The 22,489-nt window shown below is 71.7% G+C and carries 18 protein-coding genes; 5 read left to right on the forward strand and 13 right to left on the reverse strand.

Annotation, left to right across the window (positions count from 1 at the left end; translation table 11 throughout):
* The first annotated feature begins 78 nt into the window (after window positions 1–78).
* The 3 genes from ACFKCF_RS07370 to ACFKCF_RS07380 are packed head-to-tail and all read left to right on the forward strand — an operon-like array spanning window position 79 to window position 3,705.
* Complete coding sequence (locus ACFKCF_RS07370; RefSeq protein WP_394491971.1) at window positions 79–312, forward strand: acyl carrier protein; 234 nt, start codon at window positions 79–81, stop codon at window positions 310–312.
* Window positions 305–1,648, forward strand: coding sequence for a hypothetical protein (locus tag ACFKCF_RS07375; protein ID WP_394491973.1), 1,344 nt, complete (start codon window positions 305–307; stop codon window positions 1,646–1,648). Before ACFKCF_RS07370 ends, ACFKCF_RS07375 begins: the two co-directional genes overlap by 8 nt.
* On the forward strand, window positions 1,645–3,705 hold the full coding sequence (locus ACFKCF_RS07380; RefSeq protein WP_394491975.1) for a N,N-dimethylformamidase beta subunit family domain-containing protein: 2,061 nt from the start codon (window positions 1,645–1,647) through the stop codon (window positions 3,703–3,705). The genes ACFKCF_RS07375 and ACFKCF_RS07380 overlap by 4 nt, the downstream gene beginning before the upstream one ends.
* A gap of 172 nt (window positions 3,706–3,877) precedes the next feature.
* Here the strand turns inward: ACFKCF_RS07380 and ACFKCF_RS07385 are convergent, their stop codons facing one another.
* From ACFKCF_RS07385 to ACFKCF_RS07395, 3 genes are read right to left on the reverse strand one after another with little or no spacing between them, the layout of a single operon-like run.
* The gene (locus ACFKCF_RS07385; RefSeq protein WP_394491977.1) at window positions 3,878–5,935 is read right to left on the reverse strand and encodes a beta-galactosidase; all 2,058 of its coding nucleotides are present in this window, start codon (window positions 5,933–5,935) and stop codon (window positions 3,878–3,880) included.
* Between the two features lie 26 nt (window positions 5,936–5,961).
* Entirely contained in the window at window positions 5,962–6,942 is a 981-nt protein-coding gene (locus tag ACFKCF_RS07390) for a PmoA family protein (protein ID WP_394491979.1), read from the reverse strand.
* Complete coding sequence (locus ACFKCF_RS07395; RefSeq protein ID WP_394491981.1) at window positions 6,939–8,051, reverse strand: Gfo/Idh/MocA family protein; 1,113 nt, start codon at window positions 8,049–8,051, stop codon at window positions 6,939–6,941. The genes ACFKCF_RS07390 and ACFKCF_RS07395 overlap by 4 nt, the downstream gene beginning before the upstream one ends.
* Before the next feature lie 115 nt (window positions 8,052–8,166).
* On the opposite strand from ACFKCF_RS07395, the gene ACFKCF_RS07400 reads away from it, so the two are divergent.
* Window positions 8,167–9,207 (forward strand): LacI family DNA-binding transcriptional regulator, encoded by a 1,041-nt coding sequence (locus ACFKCF_RS07400; protein WP_394491982.1) that lies wholly within the window; start codon window positions 8,167–8,169, stop codon window positions 9,205–9,207.
* Window positions 9,208–9,271: 64 nt separating this feature from the next.
* Here the strand turns inward: ACFKCF_RS07400 and ACFKCF_RS07405 are convergent, their stop codons facing one another.
* The 10 genes from ACFKCF_RS07405 to ACFKCF_RS07450 form a co-directional block, all read right to left on the reverse strand.
* Window positions 9,272–9,847 (reverse strand): hypothetical protein, encoded by a 576-nt coding sequence (locus tag ACFKCF_RS07405; RefSeq protein ID WP_394491984.1) that lies wholly within the window; start codon window positions 9,845–9,847, stop codon window positions 9,272–9,274.
* A gap of 37 nt (window positions 9,848–9,884) precedes the next feature.
* Window positions 9,885–10,910: an ABC transporter ATP-binding protein gene (locus ACFKCF_RS07410; RefSeq protein ID WP_394491986.1), complete on the reverse strand. Its 1,026-nt coding sequence runs from the start codon at window positions 10,908–10,910 to the stop codon at window positions 9,885–9,887.
* Window positions 10,907–12,004 carry an ABC transporter ATP-binding protein gene (locus ACFKCF_RS07415; protein ID WP_394491988.1) on the reverse strand — a complete coding sequence of 366 codons (1,098 nt, stop codon included), beginning with the start codon at window positions 12,002–12,004 and terminating at the stop codon, window positions 10,907–10,909. Before ACFKCF_RS07415 ends, ACFKCF_RS07410 begins: the two co-directional genes overlap by 4 nt.
* A 64-nt stretch (window positions 12,005–12,068) precedes the next feature.
* On the reverse strand, window positions 12,069–13,196 hold the full coding sequence (locus tag ACFKCF_RS07420; RefSeq protein ID WP_394491990.1) for an ABC transporter permease: 1,128 nt from the start codon (window positions 13,194–13,196) through the stop codon (window positions 12,069–12,071).
* A gap of 6 nt (window positions 13,197–13,202) precedes the next feature.
* Window positions 13,203–14,189 carry an ABC transporter permease gene (locus ACFKCF_RS07425; protein WP_394491992.1) on the reverse strand — a complete coding sequence of 329 codons (987 nt, stop codon included), beginning with the start codon at window positions 14,187–14,189 and terminating at the stop codon, window positions 13,203–13,205.
* Window positions 14,190–14,235: 46 nt separating this feature from the next.
* Complete coding sequence (locus ACFKCF_RS07430) at window positions 14,236–16,356, reverse strand: ABC transporter substrate-binding protein (RefSeq protein ID WP_394491994.1); 2,121 nt, start codon at window positions 16,354–16,356, stop codon at window positions 14,236–14,238.
* Window positions 16,357–16,673: 317 nt separating this feature from the next.
* Window positions 16,674–18,521 (reverse strand): NAD-dependent epimerase/dehydratase family protein, encoded by a 1,848-nt coding sequence (locus ACFKCF_RS07435; RefSeq protein WP_394491997.1) that lies wholly within the window; start codon window positions 18,519–18,521, stop codon window positions 16,674–16,676.
* The gene (locus ACFKCF_RS07440; RefSeq protein WP_394491999.1) at window positions 18,518–19,450 is read right to left on the reverse strand and encodes a methionyl-tRNA formyltransferase; all 933 of its coding nucleotides are present in this window, start codon (window positions 19,448–19,450) and stop codon (window positions 18,518–18,520) included. The genes ACFKCF_RS07435 and ACFKCF_RS07440 overlap by 4 nt, the downstream gene beginning before the upstream one ends.
* Window positions 19,447–20,136 (reverse strand): PIG-L deacetylase family protein, encoded by a 690-nt coding sequence (locus ACFKCF_RS07445; RefSeq protein ID WP_394492001.1) that lies wholly within the window; start codon window positions 20,134–20,136, stop codon window positions 19,447–19,449. The genes ACFKCF_RS07440 and ACFKCF_RS07445 overlap by 4 nt, the downstream gene beginning before the upstream one ends.
* On the reverse strand, window positions 20,123–21,127 hold the full coding sequence (locus ACFKCF_RS07450; protein ID WP_394492003.1) for an NAD-dependent epimerase/dehydratase family protein: 1,005 nt from the start codon (window positions 21,125–21,127) through the stop codon (window positions 20,123–20,125). Before ACFKCF_RS07450 ends, ACFKCF_RS07445 begins: the two co-directional genes overlap by 14 nt.
* A gap of 176 nt (window positions 21,128–21,303) precedes the next feature.
* Between ACFKCF_RS07450 and ACFKCF_RS07455 the strand changes: the two genes are divergently transcribed.
* Entirely contained in the window at window positions 21,304–22,452 is a 1,149-nt protein-coding gene (locus tag ACFKCF_RS07455) for an amidohydrolase family protein (RefSeq protein ID WP_394492005.1), read from the forward strand.
* Window positions 22,453–22,489: the final 37 nt, after the last annotated feature.

Consider the following 22,489-nt stretch of genomic DNA (forward strand, 5'->3'; position numbering starts at 1 on the left):
CAGGCGCTTGCCGACGTCTGGCACCGCGTGACACACTCGCCCCGGATTCCCCGACGAGGGAGGGTTCACCAGGTGCTGATGGATGGGGAGCTTCACGAACGGCTCGCCGGCATGATCGCCAAGGCCGCCGACGGGGCGGTCGATCCGGCCGAGGTGCTGTCCGGGCAGACCCGGCTGAGCGATCTCGGCGTCACCTCACTGGCCTACTTACGACTGATCGACGCGGTGGAGGCCGAGTTCGGGGTCGAACTCGACCCCACGGCCATCGAGAGCCTGGACGCGCTGGTGGACTACGTCCGGCTCCATGGCTGACCCCGGTGAGCCGGCGGTCCGGGACGGGCCGCTGACCTGGGGGCAGCAGGACATCTGGCGGGCGGTGGTGGCCGCCGCGCCGCAGGAGCGCTACCTCAACATCGCCCGGGTCTTCGCGGCGCCCAGGCGTCCGGTGACCGTGGAGCGCGCCGCTCTGGCCCTCGAACGGCTGGTCGCCAGGCACGACTCGCTCCGCACCCGGCTCACGGGGTCGCGTGAGGCGCCGCTCCAGCGGGTCTGGGCGGCGGCGTGTCCTCCGTACGAGGTGGTCGAGTCAGAGCCGGTGGAGCCGGGGTCGGCTGGTTCGGGTGTGGCCGGTTCGGGTGTGGCCGGTTCCGGGGCCGTCGGCCTGGGGGCGGTCGGCTCGGGGCTGGCCGATGAGGTGGGTGAGCGGCTGGCGGCCGAGCCGTTCGCGTACTGGGAGGAGTGGCCGCTGCGGGTGGCGTTCGTGGTGGCCGGGGGATATGTCCGGCATATCGTCTTGGTTCTCTGCCATCTCGCCGCCGACGGCCACGCGGCCGAACTCGTGGTCAAGGACTTCCGCCTGCTCCTGCTCCGGGACTCCCTGCCACCCCTGCGCAGCGCCACCCCCCGCGAGCTCGCCGCCTGGCAGCACTCGCCCGAGGGGAGGCGCGTGTCGGGGGAGGCGATCGGGTTCTGGCTGGAGGAGTACGCCCGGATGGACCCCGTGCCGCCGTCCTCGCACGTGCCGGGGGAGCCGCGTTTCGTGGAGGCCACGATGCGCTCGCCCGCGCTGGCCGCCGCCGCGCAGGCGGTCGCCGCCCGCAACGGGGTCAGCTCCTCGACGGTGCTGCTGGCGGGCGCGATGCGGCTGGCCGGAGGGCTGACCGGGCAGCGGTTCTGCGGGATGCGGGTGATCGTCGGCAACCGCTTCGCGGCCGGACGGCGCGACGTGGTGTCCACGATCTCGCAGGAGGCGCTGGTGGTGCTGGACCTGCGTACGGAGTCCTTCGACGCGCTGGTGCGGCAGGCGTGGGGGACGGCGCTGCGGGCGTACCGGCAGGCGCAGTACGACCCGTACGCGATGGAGGGGGCGGTCACGCGGGTGGGGCCGGGGATCCGGTCGTTCGGCTGCTTCAACGACCAGCGGCTCGTCCAGGAGGACGGCCGGGCCGCCGTCCTGGAGGGCAAGACCGAGGTGGCCCGGACGGACGCGATGGACCGCAACATCTGCGACTTCCGCCTGCACGTCGGCGGCGAGCCGGGCCGCATGGAGGTCTCCTGCTACGCCGACACCGCCCTGCTGCCCCCGCCGGGGATCGAACAGTACCTGCTGGACCTGGAAGGCCTGATCGTGGAGGCGGCCCGTACATGAGCCTGTACGCGGAGGCGACGTCGTGCGCGCAGGGGGAGGAGCTTCGCTTCCGGCTCCTCGACGCCGGCGGCGGCCCGATCGTGGTGGAGGACGTGCCGTCGGGCCGGGTCGTCATGGAGGAGGATTCCTCCGGCGGGCCCTCCTGGACCCTGAAGATCGGCGACGACTGGCCCAGCTCCCTCTATCGAGCCATTTACCGTGACACCAGCGCATATTTCGTCGTACGCAGCTCTGTGCCCGCTTCGCCCATCCTCGTCTCGATCCCGTTCCCGACCTGGGAGGCGTACAACCGGCCCGGCGTCCCGGGCGAGGGCCTCTACCAGTCGGAGCAGCCCGACCGGGCCGTCAGGGTCACCTTCGACCGGCCGGGCGCGGGGCCGCAGATCGAGGAGTGGGAGCTCGGTCTGCTGCGCTGGCTCGGCCCGGCGGGCTACGCGGTCGACTACTGCTCGGGCCTTGACCTGCACGGCGGTCTGGATCTGCTCTCCCGCTACCGTCTCCTGCTCATCAACGGCCATGACGAGTACTGGTCGTGGGAGATGCGGGACGCGGTGGAGGCCTTTGCCCGCCATGGCGGAAATATCGCCATATTCTCCGGCAACACCTGCTGGTGGCAGGTCCGCTTCGAGGACGATCTCCGTACCATGGTCTGCTACCGCGACGCCACCGCCGACCCCATGGCCGCCACCGACCCCGGCAGGGTCACGGTCGAATGGCCGAGCGACCCCGTCAACCGCCCCGAGAACACCCTCACCGGCCTCACCTTCAGGAACGGCGCCGGCTGCTGGGTGGACTCGCGCGTCATGTCCCACGAGTCATACACCGCCAGATTCGCCGATCACTGGGTCTTCGAGGGGACGGGGCTCGCGGACGGCGACACGTTCGGAAGTGGAGCGCTCGGCTACGAGACGGACGCGGCCGACCTGGAATGGGTGGCCGGCGTCCCCCGGGCGACCGGCCGCGACGGCACGCCACCGTCGTTCGTCGTCCTCGCCACGGCCGACCTGTCGCACTGGCGCCGCTACGGCAAGGGCGGAGCCGCCACGATGGGCCTCCACCGCCTAGGCGCGGGCACCGTCTTCAACGCCGGCACCATCAACTGGGGCAACACCCTCGCCGACCCGGTCCTGGCCACCATCACCCGCAACGTCCTCAACCGCCTCTCCCACCCACCCACCACCCCCACCTGGGACCCGATCGGCCCCACCCCCCACCGGACCCCGGCGCCGGCTTCCCCACCTCCGGCCACCGCGCCGGCTTCGGCACCCTCGGTTTCCACCTCACTCCGAGCCACTGACCCCGCCTCACCGCCCCCGGCTCCGAGCCCACATCCAATCCCCGCGTCACCTTCGGCCACCACGTCCGCTTCGCCGCCCCTTGCCTCCGCCCACCTCGCGCCGCTCTCCGCCGCCTCCACCTCGCCGGCCGGCGGTCTCGCCCCGGAGGAGGGCGTCGAGCCGGACGGCGCCGCAGTCGTGCGGGCGCTCGTGTGCTGCGAGAACCGCCTCTACGCCGCCTGCTCGGACGGGACCCTCGCCGTAAGGGACGTGTGCGGCCAGAACCTCCCGTGGCAGACGATCGACGAGACCGACGCGATCGCGCTAGCCGCACCCCGGGAGGCGCACGGCGGCCCGCCCGCCGGGCTGTACGGGGTCGCCCCCGACGGCACCGTCCGTTACCGCGACCCCGTGAAGGCCCCGGAGCCGTGGCGGGACGTCAGCCGGGCACCCGAGGGCACCATCGCCCTGGCCGCCGTGGACGAAGGGCTGTTCGCCGTCACCTGCGCGGACGAGCTGTGGCACCTGCCCGTCAGGCGGCTCGGCACCCACGACTGGAGGAGCGTCGGCCCGGCCGCCGGCGCGGTGAGCCTGACCGCGATGAACGGCCGGCTGTTCGCCGTCTCCGCCGACCGGATCCTCGTGCGGACGGTCGAGCGGCACGAGGCCCGCTGGAGCGACCTGGGCCCGGCCGGAGGGCACACCGTACTGGCCGCCACCGCCGGACGGCTCATCGGCGCCGCACCCGACGGCGCCCTCCGCTGGCGGTCACTGCCGTAGAGCAGACCCCGGCCATCGTCATTGAGCCCGCCCACCAGCGGCCCCTCTCGCGCAGCGGCTCAGCCCGCCTACCAAGCCGCCGTCGGCCAGCCGCTCAGGCAGGCCGCGCCCGGACGAGCGCCGGAAGCGGCGTGACTCGAGCCCGGCACCAAGCCCCTTCGCCAGCAGGCGCTCAGCGCTCGGCGCTCAGCACGACCGCGCCGAACGGGGGCAGTCGCAGACGGTCCGCGACGGCGGCCTGGCCGTTCAGCAGGTCGACGGACCACGGCAGGGCAGGGTCGAGGTCGACGGTCGCCTCCTCTGTGGTGTGATTGAGCAGGAAGAGGTGGTCGGTGCCGTCGGCGGCGCGGCGGCGGACGGCTTCGACGCCGTCGGGGGTGTCCATGACGGGGGTGACGCCGGCGCCGGTGGCGCAGTCCAGGACGAGGCGGCGCATGGTGCCGGGGTCGGGTGAGGTGCCGAGGTAGGTGGCGGTGCCGGTGCCGAAGCGGTGCCGGGTGGCGGCCGGTTGTCCCTTCTGCTCGCCGGCGGTGTAGGCGGCCAGCTGCTCGGCGCCGTTGAGCAGGATGACGTCCTGCCAGTCGGTGGCCGTCCCGGCATGCCCGGCGTGGTGCAGCTCGTAGGCTTCGCCGATCTGGAGGGGATTGAGCTCGTCGATGTCGATGCCGAGCAGGTCGCGGAAGGCGCCGGGGTGGCCGCCGGGCCGTACCCGGTCATGCTGGTCGACGATGCCGGAGAAGTACGACATCAGCAGGTGCCCGCCGCCGCGCACGTACGCCGTGAGGTTGTCGGCGCCGGCGTCGTCCACAAGGTAGAGGTTGGGCACGATCACCAGGCGGTAGCGGCTCAGGTCGGCGTGCGGGTGGGCGAAGTCGACGGGGATGTTCGCGTGCCAGAGCGGCCGGTAGTGGTCGAGGATCCGTGCGGTGAACCTCAGGTCGCCGGATGGGTGGTCGGGCGCCTCCAACGCCCACCAGTTCTCCCAGTCCCACAGCATGGCCACGTCGGCGGGGTCGCAGGAGCCGCCGACCAGGTCAGCCAGGCGCGCCACGTCGCGGCCCAGGGCGACCACTTCGCGCCAGGTGCGGGTACGGGTGCCGCCGTGGGGGACCATCGCGGAGTGGAAGCGCTCGGCACCGGCGCGGGAGGCGCGCCACTGGAAGAACATCACCGAGTCCGCGCCCCGGGCCACGGCCTGCAGGGAGCGCACCCGCAGCTGGCCGGCGGGGCGGGCGGAGTTGCGGCCGCCCGTGAGGTTGTTGCCGGTGGCCGATTCCAGCATCAGCCATGGCCTGCCGCCGCGTAGCGACCGCATGAGGTCGAAGTTGTAGGCGGCCAGCAGCTGGCCTTCCGGGTCATACGGTTTGGCGTAGATGTCCAGGGATACGACGTCTTCCGCGGCGGCCCAGCGCCAGTAGTCCAGGTGCTTGAAGGAGCCCATGAAGTTGGTGGTCACCGGCAGGCCGGGAGTGTGGCGGCGGATGATGTCGCGTTCGGCGGTGAAGCACTCCAGCGACGCGGTGTCGGAGAAGCGGGCGAAGTCGAGGAGCTGGCCGGGGTTGGGCCCGGACACGAGCCTGCTGCGGGCGGCGGGGGTGCCGACGTGGTCGAAGGAGTCGTACCGCTGGCCCCAGAACGCGGTGCCCCACGCGTCGTTGAGGGCGTCGACGGTGCCGTAACGGTCGGCGAGCCAGCGGCGGAAGTGCGCGACGGAGACCGGGCAGTGGCAGCCGAACCCGACATACTCGTTGCCGACGTGCCACATGGCCAGCGCGGGATGGCCGGCGTAGCGCTCGGCCAGCCGTTCGGTGATCCGCGCCGCGTGGTACCGGTACACCGGCGAGGACGGGCAGAAGTGCAGGCGCGCGCCGAAGGCGATCTTGCGGCCCTCCGCGTCCACCGGCAGCGTTTGCGGATGTTCGTGGGCCAGCCAGGAGGGCGGCGCGGCGGTGGGGGTGGCCAGGTCGACGCCCACCCCTGCCTCGGCCAGGAGGTCCATGACCTCGTCCAGCCGGCCGAAGTCGAAGACGCCCGGGCGGGGCTCCAGCAGGCCCCAGGAGAACACGCCGACGGTGACCAGGTTCACCCCGGCCTCGCGCATCAGACGGACGTCCTCCCGCCAGGTGCCGGCCGGCCACTGCTCGGGGTTGTAGTCGCCGCCGTAGGCCAGGCCCTGCAGGCGCTGCCGCAGCCCGGCCAGGCGTTCGCCGGCGGGGTCGGTGCGGGACACGGATCGCTCCTTGGTGGTGTCGTGGCTCACTTCTGTGTTCCCCTCAGCAGGGCCATGGCGTCGCGGCCCAGCAACTCCGCTGCAGCGGCGGCCAGTCCTGGCGCATGGTCCGGTCCCGCGTCGGCCACGGCGACGCCGTAGCGGAACCGGACCGTCCCCGAGGCTGGCACGGTGTACTCCTCGCTGAAGAACGGCGCCGGGTTGAGGCAGCCGAACGCCTCGGTGCGGGCGAACCACTGTGGCGGGTGCCGGGGGTTGTCCGCGGCGTCGGCGATCAGCACCAGCGACTGTGCGTCGTCCTCGTCGTGCCGGCCCGCGAACGCCATCCAGGGGTGGCGCTGTCCGCGTAGTTCGTCACCGCCCGTGCCGGACGGGGTGACGAGCGTGCCGTCCGTGAAGGAGCGCGGGCCGCGCCAGAACAGGCCCCCGTACCCGGCGTTGTCCCGGCCCCGTGTGGTGGGGGAGCCCAGTGCGAGGTCCGCGCCGGAGACGTTGGTCAGCTCGGTGCCGTAGACCAGCCCCCAGGCGGTGGGGGACAGCAGCGTGACGCTGAGGGTACGCCGCTCCGTGAACATACGGCTGCCACCCTGAGTGATCCAGTCCAGTTCGTGGCCGATCATCGCCGTTCCGTCGGTGGTGCCGACGCCTGTGAAGCGGCGGTGCAGCTGCGCGCCGTTGTTGTCCAGCTGCACGTAGTCCTTGCCGTGGACGTACGTGGGGCCGCCCCAGAAGTTCTCCTCGCCGACCACGGGGAGCGCCCAGGACAGGCCCTTGTGCCAGACGTGGTCCCACGGCCGGAACAGGCTGACCAGGCGGCCGGAGCGGGTCCGCATCGGGTGCAGATACGGCTTCGGGGACTCCAGGCCGGGTGTGTCGGGCCGGTAGACGTAGCGAAGCAGCTCCGTCCCGCCGCCTTCGTCGGTGCGGTCGAGGACGGTGACCTCCGTGCCGCTGTCGTGGACCGTGAGCCCCGCCCCGGTGCCGGGACGGCCGTCCAGCGCGGTCATCCGGCGTCCTTGACGCGCGGCCACGGCACGGCGCCGCCGTCCATGGCGCGTACGAAAGGATCGTCGCCGGTCAGCTCGCCGGCGGCGACGGGGCGGCGGCGGAACGCGGAGGCGTAGGTCGCGGCGGCGAACTCCAGGGTGCGGCGCGCCTCGGCGAGGCTCACCGCGGGCTCGGTGCCGTGCCGCAGCGCGTCCAGGACCGCCGCGATCTGCAGCAGGTGCCCGCTCTCGGCGTCGTCCGCGCCGTCGCCGCGCCACAGGTCGGCCAGGTGCTCGTGGCCGGGGGCGGGAGTGAAGCGCCAGTGCTTCTCGCGGTAGCCGTAGAGGTGCTCCAGCTCGACGGTGGCGTGCTCGAAATCGAAGCGCAGGCGTGAGGTTTCGCGCGGGGCGAGCAGCGAATTGACGACGCTGGCCATGGCCCCGTTCTCGAACCGGGCGAGGGCCATCGAGACGTCCTCGGTGTCGGTGGGCCGCGCGAGACGGCCGGCCACGGCGGTGACCTCGCTCCACGGGCCGAGGACGGAGAGCAACAGGTCGAACTGGTGGATGCCGTGGCCCATGGTCGGGCCGCCGCCCTCCACCTCCCAGCGCCCGCGCCAGGGCACGTCGAAGTACGCGTCGGTGCGGTACCAGAGGGTCTCGCAGACCGCGGTGAGCGGCCGGCCGAGCGCTCCGGAGGAGACCAGCCGGCGCAGCCGGACGGCGGCCGGGCCGAAGCGGTGCTGGAAGACGGTGAGGACGGGCGTGCCGGTGGCCTGCTGCACCGCGGCGAGTTCGTCCAGCTCGGCGAGGCTCAGCGCGGTCGGCTTCTCCACCAGCACCGGCACCCCGGCGCGCAGGGCGGCGACGGCCAGCGGCGTGTGGCTGTGCGGCGGGGTGCAGATGTGCACCAGGTCGAGGCGCTCCGCTGCGAGCAGCTCCTCCGCGTGGGTGTACACGCCCGGCACGGAGAAGCGCCGGGCGAAGGCCTCGGCGCGGTCGCGGTCGGTGTCGGCGACGGCCACCAGGCCCGCCCGGTCGGACAGTTCGGCCAGGGCACCCGCGTGGGCGTGAGCGATGCCGCCGGCGCCGACGATGGCGACGCGGGCGGACGGGGACGGGTCCGGCATGGACGAGCTCCCTCGATAGGCATAATAGTGAACGTTCACTTTTGCTTGGAGGGAAACCGTAGTGAACTTTCTCCCGCAGGGCAATAGGGTGCGTTCAGCACAGGGGGTTCCATCCATGACCGAACGATCCGCACCGATCAGGCGGCCCACCATCAAAGAGGTGGCACGCCTGGCGGGCGTCTCGCACCAGACCGTGTCGCGATATCTGAAGTCCCGACAGGGCCTGCGTCCGGCCACGCTCGAGCGCATCGACGGCGCCGTCGAGAAACTCGGTTACCGCCCCAACCTCATGGCTCGCTCCATGCGCACCCGGCGCACCGGCCGCCTGGCCGTCGTCATGCCCCTCAACACCTTCAACCACGCGCGCCTGCTCGCCGGTGCCCTGGCCGCGGCCCACGAGGCGGGACACGTGGTCGAGGTGGTCAGCGTCGAGGGCTCCACCGCGACCCGGACCGAGCGAGTCCTCGAACTCACCCACGCCGGACAGGTGGACGGGGTGCTGTCCCTGACGCCCATGACGGCCGGCTTCGAGGAGGCCCTGCCCAAGGGGGCGGCCGTCGTCGTCTCCCCGGACTTCGACGACGGCATGCGCAGCATCGGCGAACTCACCGACGCCTCGCCCGTCAGCGAGCTGATGGAACGCCTGGCCGCCCTCGGCCACCGGCGTTTCCTGCACGTCGCCGGCGATCAGGAGTTCGCCTCGGCACGGGCGCGCAAGGCCGCCTACCTGGAGGCGATCGAGCGGCTCGGACTCGAGTCGGTCGGGGTGGCGGAGGGCGACTGGTCCGGCGAGTCGGGGGTGGAAGCCATCCGGCAGATGGACCCCGACCGGCTGGCCACCGCCGTGATCGCCGCCAACGACGTGGTCGCCTCCGGGGTGTTGCGCGGCGCCCGTGACCGCGGCCTGGACGTGCCCGGTGACCTGAGCGTCACCGGGTGGGACGACAACGAGCTGTGCCGGTTCCTCCCCCCGTCGCTCACCACCGTCCGCATCAACTGGGAAGGAGCCGGGCGCAACGCGGTGCGGCGGCTGATCAAGGCGGTCGGTGGGCCCGAGCTCGAACCATGGAGCGGACCGGTGGCGCAGGTCATCTGGCGAGAGTCGACGGCACCCCCGCGCCGTCACCCCGCGTCCGCGCCCGGCGGGAGGCGTTGACACCGGCGGGCCGCCGCGCACCCCGCCGCGGCGCCGCACGGCGGGGTGGCGTTCCGGCCCGGTCTCACGCCACCTGATCCGGTACACCCGGCTCCGCGGCCGTCCGGGGCGTTCCGGGCGCGGCCCGGCCCAGCTCCGGATCCGCGCCGTACCAGATCTCCTCGGCGAGCTGGAGCGTGGCCCAGCAGTAGTTGCCCATCGCCAGCCAGTACGCGTACTCCCGCCGCGTCGCGCCTTGATACACGAAGACCAGCTGCGTCCGGCCCGCGTACAGCGTGCGGATGCGGCGCTGCCGGAGGTGTTCCCCCTCGCGGAAGGTGACGGTGCGCTCCATCTCCACCGCCCCGCCCACCGTGCCCTCGCGCGCCTCCAGGACCTCCCGTTCCGGCAGGGTGGCCAGGCCGGCGTCGAAGCCGTCACGCAGCTCGGGCAGGTCGCCGGCGGTCACGTCGGCCGGGAGGGTGCTCACCCAGGCGGCCACATAGGTGTCCGGATCGTCCGCGCCGGGCCTGAGCATCACCCCCTCGCGGTCCTGGTCGAGGCGGCCGGCGTACCAGTCCCAGGGGTAGCGGAAGGAGAACCGGCCCCGCGGGTCGCGGTAGCGGGTGATGCCGGTGAACTGCGGCACGTCGTCGGTCATGGCACTCCTGTCGTACGCCCGGTGGCGCGAGAACTGGTCAAGAGGCGGGCGCTGCCGTGGCGGCGCCCGCGAGCGGCAGCGCGCCGGCGAAGTGGCAGGCCGAGAGGTGGCCCTCGCCCACCTGGCGCACCGGCGGGGTCTCCGTGGCGCAGACCGGCTGGGCGTAGGGGCAGCGCGGGTGGAAGTAGCAGCCGCCGGGCGGGTTCGCGGGGCTCGGCACGTCGCCGGTCAGCAGCTTCGGACGGGTTCGCACCCGCGGATCGGGCTGCGGCACGGCGGCCAGCAGCGCCTCGGTGTACGGGTGCTTCGGCGCGGTGTAGAGCTGCTCGACCGGTCCGCTCTCGACGATCCGCCCCACGTACATCACCACCACCCGGTCGGCGATGTGCTCGACGGCCGCCAGGTCGTGGCTGATGAAGAGATAGGCGAGGCCCAGCCGGCGCTGCAGCTCCTCCAGCAGGTTGAGGATCTGCGCCTGCACGGACACGTCCAGGGCGGAGACCGCCTCGTCGCACACGATCAGGTCCGGGTTGAGGGCGATCGCCCGCGCGATGCCGATGCGCTGGCGCTGGCCGCCGGAGAAGGCGTGCGGGTAGCGGTTCGCGTGCTCGGGGCGCAGGCCGACCAGGGTGAGCAGTTCCGCGACGCGGTCCTTCAGCGCCCGCCCGGCCGCCGCCTTGTTGATGACGAGTGGTTCCTCGATGATGCTGCCGACGGTCATCCGGGAGTCCAGGGAGGCGAACGGATCCTGGAAGATCATCTGGAGGTGGGGGCGGACCGCGCGCAGAGTGCGGGCGTCGGCGGACTCGAGGTGGACGGGGCCGCGTCCGGGGCGGTGGAAGACGACCTCGCCGGCGCTCGGCTCTTCCAGCCGGACGATCGTGCGCCCGGTCGTGGACTTGCCGCAGCCGGACTCGCCGACCAGGGCGACGGTCTCGCCCCGGTGGACCGTCAGATCGACGCCGTCCACCGCCTTGACGTCCCCGATGCGGCGGCGCAGGAAGCCGCCGCGGACGGGGAAGTGCTTGCGCAGACCGGCTACTTCGAGCAGTGGTTCGTTCATGCGTCCTCTCCCGGCTCGGGCCGGCCGGCCTCATCGTCGCCCTGGTGGAGATGGCAGTGCACGGTGTGTCCCGGTCCGGCGGTGCTCAGGGCCGGGACGGCCGTGTCGCAGCGGCCCGGGAGCGCCTCCGGGCACCGGGGGTGGAACGGGCAGCCGGCCACCCGGGTGTGCGGATCGGGCACCGAGCCCTCGATCACCTCCAGCGGCACCTTGCGGTTGCCGCCGATGCGGGGTATCGAGCGGAGCAGCGCCCGGGTGTAGGGGTGTTTGGGGTCGTGGAAGAGGTCGTCGACGCTGCCGCGCTCCACGATCCGCCCCAGATACATCACGATCACCTCGTCGCAGAGCTGGGCGACCACGCCCATGCTGTGGGTGATGAACATGATCGACATGCCGGTCCGGTCGCGCACGTTACGGATCAGTTCGAGGATCTGCGCCTCGGTGGTGACGTCGAGCGCGGTGGTGGGCTCGTCGGCGATGAGCACCGTCGGGTTGCAGGAGAGCGCCATGGCGATCATGGCGCGCTGCCGCATGCCACCGGAGAGCTGGTGCGGGTAGGACGCGGCGACCGCCTCCGGGTGTGGCATGCCCACCTGGCGCAGCATCTCCACCGCGCGCTCGTGCGCCTCCTTGCGGTTCCGCGTCTGATGGATGAGGACGGCTTCGGCGATCTGGGCGCCGATGGTGTACACCGGGTTGAGCGAGCTCATCGGCTCCTGGAAGATCATCGCGATCTCGCCGCCACGCAGCGCGCGCATCCCCGCGCTGTCCGGGGCGAGCCCGGTGATCTCGGTCTCCCCGTCCGCACCGCGCAGCGTGATGCTGCCGCCGGTGATGCGCCCCGGCCTCTCGACGATCTGCAGGATCGCCCGGGCCGTCACGCTCTTGCCGCAGCCGGACTCGCCGACGATCCCCAGCACCTTGCCCCGCGGGACGTCGAAGGTCACGCCGTTCAGCGCGCGTACCATGCCCAGCGGGGTCGGGAACTCCACCTCCAGGTCGCGGACGGACAGCACGGGGTCTCCGGCGCCGCGCGGCACCTCCGCCGGGGCGGCGGCAGGTGCTCCTTCCTCTGCCGCGTATGACTGGCTCATCGTGCGGTTCTCCGGCTTGGTCGGGGGTCGGTCGGGTCCTGTCACGTGGGTTGCCACGGCGCCCTCATCCGTAGGGGTCGACGGCGTCGCGCAGCCCGTCGCCGATCAGCTGGAAGCAGGTCACCGCGAGCACCACCAGGGCCGCCGGGATCAGGAGCCACGGGTGCTGCTGGACGGCCGAGACGTTCTGCGCGTCCGAGAGCAGGACGCCCCAGCTCACGGCGGGCGGCAGCATGCCGACGCCGAGGAACGACAGCGACGTCTCGGCGATGATCGTGGCCGGCACTGCCAGCATCGACGTGGCGACGATGTGGCTGGAGGCGTTCGGGATCAGGTGCCTGAAGACGATGCGGGCGCTGGAGGCGCCGGCGATCCGGGCGGCGGCGACGTAGTCGCCGGCCGCGTACGACATCACCTTGCCGCGGATCTGCCGCGCCAGGCTCGCCCAGCCGACCAGCGACAGGATGAGAGTGATCAGGAAGTAACGGCTGGTGACGGACATCTCCTGTGGCAGGATCGCGGCCAGCGCCAGCCACAGCGGCAGTGTCGGCAGCGACATCAGCAGTTCGATGAAGCGCTGCAGCACCGTGTCGACGGCTCCCCGGAAGTACCCCGAGACCGTGCCGATCGTCGCGCCGAGGAAGGTGCCGACGGCCACGCCGAACAGGCCGATGGTGAGCGACACCCGCGCGCCCTGCATGGAGCGGGCGAACACGTCCCGGCCGGCGCTGTCGGCGCCCCAGAGCAGCAGGGTGTGCGGCGCGTCCACCGTCACCAGGTGCCGGTCGGTCGGGATCAGGCCGAACAGCTTGTACTCCTGCCCCTTGCCGAAGAACCGCAGCGGTACGGGCTTGCTGCAGTCGCTGCGGTACTCGTAGGAGAAGGTCTCGGTGTCGAGCTGCTGCTCGCGGCTGCAGATCGCCGGTCCGCCGGACCAGACGACGGCCGTCGGGGGCGCGTTCTTCAGGTCGGCGTCCTGGCGGTCGTACGGGTTGGGGGACAGGAACGGGGCCAGGATCGCGCACAGGTAGAGCACCGCGAGCACGACCGCGCCGGCCACCGCGAGGCGGCTCTTGAGGAAGCGGCGCAGCATGAGCCGCCACTGCGGCAGGGTGGCCGTCCCGTTGCCGGCCTCGGCGGGCGCGGAGGGGGCGGGTGGCTCCATGACGGGAGCCGGTGGCGTTGTCGTCATCTCCGATCACTCTCCGAGCCGGATGCGGGGGTCGATCACGGTGAGCAGGAGGTCGGCGACGAAATTGCCGATCACCAGCAGGGCCGAGAGGATGAGCAGGATGGTGCCCGCGACGTACATGTCCTTGTTGAGCAGCGAGTTGACCAGCAGCGGCCCGATGGTCGGCAGGTTGAGGACGATCGAGACGATCGCCTCGCCGGAGATCAGCACCGGGAAGGTGGTCCCGAAGGTCATCACCAGCGGGTGCAGCGAGTTGCGCACCGCGTGCTTCCAGATCACCTTGCGCTCCGACACCCCCTTGGCCCGCGCGGTCTGCACGTACTGGTTGTTGAGGACGTCGAGCAGGTTGGCGCGCACGACGCGGGTCAGCCAGGCGGTCGAGCCGGCCGCGATCACGACCAGCGGGACCCACAGATGTCCGAGCAGATCGGTGAACTTGGCCCAGCTCCACGGGGCGTTCTCGTACTGGTTGGAGAAGAGCCCGCCGACGTCCGCGCCGAGGTGGTCGGCGGCGAACGTCATGACCACGAGCGCGAACAGGAATTCCGGGATGGCGACCCCGATGAACTGGATCACCGTGATGACGCTGTCGGGCAGCGAGCGCCGATGGGTGGCGGAGTAGACCCCGATGGGGATCGACAGGCCCCAGGCGATGAGCAGGGCCCCGATGCTGAGCAGCAGCGAGAGTCCGAGCCGGCTCCAGATGAGAGAGCCGACGGGTTCGTTGAGAGTGAAGGAGAAGCCGAAGTCGCCGTGCCAGAAGCCGGATATCCACTTGCCGTACTGGGTGAGCCAGGACTGGTCGACGCCGTACTGCTCCTTCAGCGCGGCGATCTGCGCGTCGGTCACCTCGCCGCCCTGCGACTGCAGCTGGGAGATCTTCTGCGAGAGAGCGCTGCCGGGCGGGGCGGCGATGATGGCGAAACTGAGCATGGACACGACGGCGAGGGTCACGATCATGTAGACGGCCCGGCGGGCGATCACGATCAGCATGCGGCTCTCCCCGGGATGACGGCCGGCCGGTCCGCGCTGGATGCGCTCACGAGTGCTTGTCCGGGTTGGTCCAGTACCAGCACTCGGGGTCGTAGGTGGCCGGGGCGGGGATGTGCCAGGGGCCGGTGATGCCGCCGAGGGCGAGGTTCTTCGGGCCGGGGACGTTGGCGAGGTCCCGGTTCTTGACGATCGGCTCGGGGAAGTTGGCCGTGGAGCCCATGAAGAACGGCCCGTCCTCAATGTGGATCTTGAACATCTGCCAGACCAGCTGGTTGCGCTTGACCGGGTCTGCTTCGGTCTTGGCCTGTTTGTACAGACTGGTGAGCCTCTCGACTGGGTCGCCCGGCTCGGGCTCCATACGCGGGGGGTGCCGCTTGATCGGCTCGAGGTCCAGCTCCTCCTTGTTCTTGCCGCTCGCGCTGTTGGCGTACCAGGCGGCCTCCAGCGGGGCCCAGTACTGGGTGTTCACCGGGACCAGCCAGTTCGGCACCACCATGATCGAGGTGCCGTTGGCGTTGCCCCAGTTGGTGTGGGACATCAGCTGCCCCGCCGTCCACTGCTCGCCGAAGGCGGCCGGCGACATCGGGACGCGCTTCATGCGCAGCCCGATCTTCTGCATGTCGGCGACGAGCTGCTCGTCCTTGTCGGCCTCCGGCTTGGAGATGTCGGCCGAGTAGGGGACCTGGATCGTCAGGGGCGCGCCGTCGGGGAACTCCACGTAGCCGTCGCCGTCGGCGTCCTTCAGGCCGATCTCCGCCAGCAGTGCCTTGGCCTTGGCGATGTCGGGGCCGAGGAAGGAGTCGCGCCACTGCTGGTACAACTTCGGGCCGTCCGGCTCCGCGTGGAACTCGGCAGTGCCGGGCCCGATGGTCCCGGTGGTGAGCTCGCCCTGGTTGAAGTACAGGCTCTTGCGGGTGGCCTTGCGGTCCCAGCCGAGCGAGACGGCCTGGCGGAAGCGCTTGTCGCGGATGAGCTTGCCGTACTTCTCGTCCTTGGCGATGTAGTCGTAGTTGAAGAAGAAGATCGAGCCGGTGCCGTCCCCGCTGTTCCACAGCAGGATGTCGTAGTGGCCTCTGTCCTTGTACTGGGAGAGCGTGGACACGTCGGCGAGGCTGACCTGGTTGAAGAAGCCCTGGCAGTAGTCGACCGCACCCTGCTGGATCTTGAGCTTGAGCGCCTCGGCGTTGGTCTGCATCGAGAAGCTGATCTCGTCGATGTAGGGCAGCTGGTCGCCGTTGGTGTTGACGACCCAGTAGTACGGGTTGCGCTCGAGGACGATGCCGGTGTTGTTGTCGAAGGACTTGCACCGGTAGCCGGTGAGCGTGGGGCAGTCGGGGTTGCGCTTCCAGTCGGCCTTCTGCTCCCACAGGCCGCCCGGGGTGTCCCAGTCCTTGGGGACCTTCTTGTTGTACTCGGGGTGGAACTGCTTCAGGTAGTGCTTGGGCAGCACCCAGGTCGGGCCGTTCCTGCCCAGGCCGCCGTTGACATAAGTGGCCAGTTGCTCGGGGAAGAGCGGCTGCGGGGTGTCCCAGGTGAACTTCAGCGTATGGTCGTCCACCTTGGTCATCTTCACCGCGGTGCCCTTGCCGGAGATGTTCGACGGCGGTGGCGTCTGCGCGTTGTGGCCGGGCAGGACCATGTCCTCCCACCAGAACAGGATGTCGTCCACGGTGAAGGGTTCGCCGTCGGACCACTTGAGGCCCTCGCGGAAGTGGACGGTCCACTCGGACGCGTCGTTGTTGGGGCTCCAGCGGTCGGCGAGACCCGGGCCGACGTCCAGGCCGTCGTTGAGGAAGCGCAGGGGCGAGTTGCCGTAGAAGAATTCGGCGATCGAGTTGGCGTTGGCGGCGCCCGTGGCGCCGAAGGCGAGCATCTTCAGCTTCCCTCCGTACTTCCCCTCACCGGTCCAGCGGTGCGGGATGACGTACGGGTTCGCGGGGATGCGCTGCTCGACGGGCGGCAGACCCTTGCCCTTCAGCGCGGGCGACTCCTGGATCTTCGCCGGCCGCGCCAGAGCCTTGGTCACGTCGCCCTTCTTGTCCGAGCCACCGCTCGGGGAGGTCGCTTCGGGCTTTTCGGAGCGATCGGTGGTGCACGCGGCGAGCATCACGCCGCCGGCGGCGGCCGCGGCAGTGCGCAGCAAGTGGCGTCGGCTGATTTGGCTCATGGTCCAACTCCCTGGACTTGGAGGCGTCGGGACGAGGAGAAGTGGCGGCAGCGTGCGCGTGCCGGTGCGGGTGAGCTGCGCGAAAGCGGCCCCGCTAACCTGTGGCGACGCGGTTGCGTTGAGGCTAGTGAACGTTCACCTTTGGGTCAATACACCTGACGTGATCGATCACTTTTAAGTGGGCGGGGAGTGAGAGCCGTGCTCAACCCGGCCCGCGAATGGTCGAGCGGACCGTCCGCAGGCTCGACGGGGTCGACATCCTGCAGGCCAACGCGGCGTGGCGTGCTCCTGGCCGGCGGCCCCTCTCCCGCCGTGGCTCAGTCCGCCTGAGGGCGGTCGCTTTCGTAGGCCAGCCATTGCGCGAACGTATGCAGCCCGTAGTCCAGCGTCACACCGGCTCGCCACCCCAGCTCGGTCCCCGCCCGCTCGACGTTCACCAGCGGGCCGGGAGGCTCGTCGGACGTCTTGACGTCCATCGGCCGCACCGCCTTGGCCACCGCCTCGGCCAGCTCGCCCGTGCGCAGCCGCTTCCGGTTGGCGACGTTGTAGACGCGCCCCGCAACCCCGCGTTCCAGCGCGGCCAGCACCGCCCCGGCGACGTCCTGTACGTGCACCAGCTGCACCGGGGGCCCCGAAACAGGCGCGGGACGGTTGAGCGACGACCGCAGCACCAGGTCGGCCACCGGCCCCCGCTGCGGCATGCCGGGCCCGTACGGCTCGCCCAGCCGCAGCACCGCCGCTCCCGGCGCGGCCGCCTCCACCTCCAGCAGGGCGCGCGACAACGGCGTGGCGGCGGGTGACACGGGCGTCTGCTCGTCCACCCACTTCCGCCGCGGGTAGACGTGGACCGAGCTGAGCAGCACCCCGCCCCGCCCGCCCGCGAAGGCCGCCCGCGCCAGTCGCAGCTCCTCCTCCGGGTCGGCGGCCGGGGACCAGCCGAGGGCGCACACGTGCACCACCGGCGCGCCGGAGTCCACGGCGGCGAGACGGAGGCCCCGGTCGGCGAGGGCATGGGCCAGGTGCTCCCGGACGAAGGTCTCGGCACCGCTCACGGCCACCACCGCGCCCGGCCCCGGGGCCACGGTCGAGGGGAGTGGGGACGGCACGGCGCGCGGCGCGCGATCGGCCAGGGGCGGCGAGGGAGCGGAGCGCGGCGCGCGATCCGCCGGGTCCGCCGCGAGGCCTGCCGCCAGGCCCGCCCGCGCCACCTCGTGCAGCTCCGCCGACAGCCGCCCCAGCTCCCGCCCCGAGAGCTCGTGGCACAACCCGCCCGGCCCCATCGTGGCCAGCGCCTCGTCCACGACCCGGGCGTCCCCCAGCCCCCGCCCCCCGTGCACGACCCCCATCGTGTACGCCGTCAGCCACAGCGCCCCGTGCGCCCCCGCGCCCGCCCGCGCCGACAGTGCGCCCGCGTCGATCCCCAGCCCCGCCAGATAGTCCTCGCACCGCAGGTCCCGCCACCGCCCCGACCCCGGCACCCGCACGGCACACTGCGCGACCCCCCGCTTGAAGAACGGGATCACCGGCAGATCATCGAGCAAGGAGTCCTCGCCCAGGCCCGCCAGCGGGTCGTCGGTGAAGAAGCACGGCGCGCGGCGCACCCCCTGGAAGTCGTTGTCCACCAGGCTCGCCAGGTCCTCGTGCTCGGCCAGGCTGGGCACCGCCACGAACACCGGCACCCCTGCCTGCCGCAGGTAGCGCCCCATGAGCACGTCGTCGGGCCACGTGTCGCCCCGGCCCGCGGCCCACTCCACGTACCCCTCGGCGACCTCCTTGGGCAGCAGCAGGGCGGCCACTGGCGTGTACTCGCCCGCCCCCGCCACCCACCGCGCCCCCGCCAGCGCCCCCTGGCGTACGGCGGCGCCGTTGCGCGAGTTCCAGAACGCGAACAGGGCGAGCGCGGCGTGCGGCATGGCGCGGGCGGCGCGCTCGGCCCGTTCGAAGAACGTGCTCGACAGCACCATGTCGTCGTGCAGGACGAAGTGGTGGGTGGAGTCGCCGGGGATGCTCGACCAGGCCAGCAGCGAGGTGCGGAACGCCGAGGGCCGCCCGCCCGGATCGGGGTCGGTGACGACGTCCAGCATGCCCCCCGCCAGCCGCGCCGCCGCCTCCCTGCGCCGGGGATGCGCCATCACGGCCCCGCTCAGCCGCACGCTCCGATTCACGCCCCCAGGCATGCGCCTACCGTGAGCTCGCCCGACTCGACGAGGTCCAGGGCGTCACGCCGGTCCCCGCCCTCCCACTGCACCTCGCGTACCACCAGGAGCCCCGACCCGCAGGCCACCAGCACCCCGCCGGTCCCCGTGGACCACACGGGGGCGAGCACGGTCCCGGCCGGCTCCGTGCCGCCGTGCTCGATGAGATCTGCGCTGTGCACGTACAGCCGCCGCCCGGAGACGGACGTGAACGCCCCCGGATAGGGCGAGGTCAGCGCCCGTACCCAGTCGTAGAGGTCGGAGGCGGGCCGCGACCAGTCGATCAGCCCGTCCTCGGGCCGCCGCTTCTCCCACCATGACCCGCCGGGCCCCTGCAGGCGCGCCACCACGCGGCCCTCCAGCAGCAGCGGGATGTACGTCGCCAGCAGGTCCACGTTGATCTCGGTGACCTTGCGGTAGACCGCGCCGACGTCGTCACGCCGGGTGATCGTGAACTCCCGCTGCGCGATCAGGTCCCCGGTATCGGCCCCCTCGTCCAGGAAGAACAGGCTGACCGCGCTCGTCTCCAGCCGCTTGATGATCGTCCACGGCAGCGCGGCCCGCCCCCGCCCCTCGGGCAGCCGCGTGGGATGCAGCCCGATGGACCCCAGGGGGCACACCGACAGCAGGGGGTCGCGCACGAGCTGCGACCATCCCGCGATCACGAACAGGTCCATGCCCTTGACCAGCTCGTACGCCTGCCCGTCGTTGATGTCGGCCGTCTCCAGCAGCGGGATGCCGTGCTTCTCGGACGCCTCCCGCAGCGGCGCGAACCCGGAGCGGTGCTGCAGCTTCGGCGGGTAGCCGATCAGCAGCGACGGCGGGGTGCCCTGAGCCACCAGCACGTCCACCGCCGGCGCGGCGAACTCCATCCCGGTGGCGAACGCGAACGTCTTCACAGGACCTCCCTCAGCACCCCGAACGCCTCCGCATGAGTGACGCCGATCTCCGCTCCGCGTAACGTGGCCAGCGCCGTCACCGAGTCCTCGCTCCTGATGTGGGGCGAGGGCCGGTGCTGGCTCTTGTACGCCCGCAGCGCCTCCAGCTTCCGCCCCATATAAGTGGATATGTCGCAGTACGCCGTCGAGCGGGGCATCGGCTCGGACGCCCACTGGATCTTCGACATCTCGTACATGAAGACGTTCGGCACCAGCCACTTGCCGAACTGCTGCGCGATCGGGCGGGCGGCGGCGAACCCGGCGTCGAAGACCGCGCAGTGGTCCTGGTCGTAGTCGGCGAAGCTGGGCAGCAGCAGCAGGTCGGGCCGGCGCTCGTTCAGGGCCTGCTCGAACAGGTCCACCAGCTCCCGGCGCGGCAGCGTGTCGAGCCGCTCGGTCAGCCCGCGGTCCCCGTACGCGATCTCGAAGGTGAAGCCGAGCAGGCCCCGCACGGCCTCGAGCTCCTCCAGCCGCTGCGGGTAGGTCGTGGCGCCGGCCAGCCCGTAGTGGCGCATGCCGTCCACCGCCAGATACAGGACGTGCACCTCGGCGCCGAGCTCGGCCTGCGCGGCCATCAGACCGGCGCAGCCCAGGACCTCGTCGTCGGCGTGGGGGGAGATCACCAGGACGCGGTCAAAGCGGCGCATTCACTGCCCTTCGGTCCTCGCGGGCGCGGTAGTAGTCGGCGGTGGCCATGATCAGCTCGTCGAGGGTGACGCGGGGCCGCCAGCCCAGGTCGGTGGCCGTCCTGAGCGCCGGGATCTTGTGGAAGGACTCCGCCTCGGCGTAGTCCGGCCCGTGCACGGTGCGGCCGTCCACGCCGACGATGGGGGAGGAGCTGCCGAGCAGGGCCTTGACGCGTTCGGCGAGCTCCATGACGGTGACGGCGTTGGCCGGGTTGCCGACGTTGATGATGACGTCGTCGCCGTCCAGCGCCGCGTCCATGAAGCCGAGGAGGAACGCCGTCAGGTCGCCGGCCGCGATGAACGCCCTGACCTGCTCCCCGCCCGCGAACACCGTGATCGGCCGCCCGGCCAGGGCCTGCTGCACGAACGTGGGCATCACGAACCCGCCCGCCCGCGACTGCCGCGCGCCCGCCACGTTGAAGGGCCGGATGACGATGCCGCGTAACCCGTGCCGGCGGCTGTTGCAGACCATGGCCTCGGCCAGCGTCTTGGCGACGGCGTACTCGATGCGCGTGTTGTACTGGGCCGGCACGACGATGTCGTCCTTCTCGTCGAGCACGCCGCTGCGCCCGTACACCTCGGCCGAGCTGAACATGCACAGCGGCACCCCGGCGGCGGCGCACGCCTCGATGACCGGCGCTGTGCTGCCGATGATGTCGTGCCCGAGCCGCCCCGAGCGCGACAGGATGCTGGCCGGGCCCACGTAGGAGGCCGCGTGGATGACGCGGTCCACGCCCGTGAAGTCGCCGCCGGAGGCCAGGTGGTCCTCCACGCGCTGCCTGATGACCGTGCAGCGCGGGTCGGTGTCGTAGTCCTCGCCGTCGACGACCGCTCCGGCGTTCGAGTCGATGATCCGTACGCGGTGGCCCGCCGCGAGGTAGGCGTCCACCAGATGTGAGCCGATGAAACCGAGACCGCCGGTGATGACTACTTCGCCACCTGGTGCTCGCACGGACCCGCCTTTCCTGCTCGAGGAAAACGGTCATACTGGGACCTAGGCGGGATTAAAACAGTTTTCGTCTGTCTTGTCACCCATGGCCACAACTTTTCACCGCGGCGCGTGAACCCCTCCCGGCACGGGTAGCTGCCTATCCTGACCGGGTACGCAGACCTGGGGAGACGCGGCCGATGTCCAGTGAGCTCGACCTCATGCCCGCCGGCTTCGTGCGCGCCATCGAGGAGATGGCGCTGGTGGACCACCACGTGCACGGCGTCACGTCCCACGACCTGTCGCGCCGGGCGTTCGAGGAGCTGATCACCGAGTCGGACCGGCCGGTGCCGTCGTGGATGACCCCGTTCGACTCCCAGGTCGGCCATGCCATCCTGCGGCACTGCGCGCCGGTGCTCGGGCTCGACCCGCACTGCACGCCGGAGGAGTACCTGGCCAGGCGCGCCCGGCTCGGCGCCCACGAGGCCAACCGGCTGCTGCTCGGCGCGAGCGGCATCGGGCACTTCCTGGTCGAGACCGGTTACCGCGGCGAGGAGCTGCTCGGGCCCTCCGGCATGGCGGAGGTCACCGGCGTGCCCGCCGACGAGGTGGTGCGGCTGGAGACCGTGGCCGAGCAGGTGGCCGCCGGCGGGTGCGGGGCGGGGGCGTTCGCCGACCGGTTCGCCGAGGCGCTGTGGGAGCGCACGCGTACGGCGCGCGGGCTCAAGAGCATCGCCGCCTACCGCTGCGGTCTCGACTTCGACCCGGCGCCGCCCGCTCGCGAGGAGGTCACGGAGGCCGCCGGGCGCTGGTTGTCCGAAGGGGGCGGGCGGCTGTCCGATCCCGTGCTGCTGCGCCACCTCATCTGGACGGGGCTGGAGCGGGGCCTGCCGCTGCAGTTCCACGTCGGGTTCGGGGACCCGGACGTGGACCTGCGCCGCTCGGACCCGCTGCTGCTGCGCGGGCTCATCGAGCTGGCCGAGCCGACCGGGGTGCCGCTGCTGTTGCTGCACTGCTACCCGTACCAGCGGCACGCGGGGCTGCTGGCGCACGCGTACCCAAACGTGTACTTCGACGTGGGCCTCGGCGTGAGCTACACCGGCGCGCGCAGCGTGGCGCTGGTGGCCGAGAGCCTGGAGGTGGCGCCGTTCGCGAAGCTGCTCTTCTCCTCCGACGGCTTCGGCCCGGCCGAGCTGCACCACCTCGGGGCGCTGCTGTGGCGGCGGGCGATGGCGCGGGTGCTCGGCGGGTTCGTGGCCGAGGGGGAGTGGTCGGTGGAGCAGGCGATGCGGGTGGCCTGGATGGTGGGCGCGGAGAACGCGCACCGCGTCTACGAGCTCGGAGGGTGAGGCCGAATCATGTTCCGCCCAAGTGAGGACAGAAAAC

Source organism: Nonomuraea sp. JJY05 (genome assembly GCF_043496855.1).
GTDB lineage: Bacteria > Actinomycetota > Actinomycetes > Streptosporangiales > Streptosporangiaceae > Nonomuraea.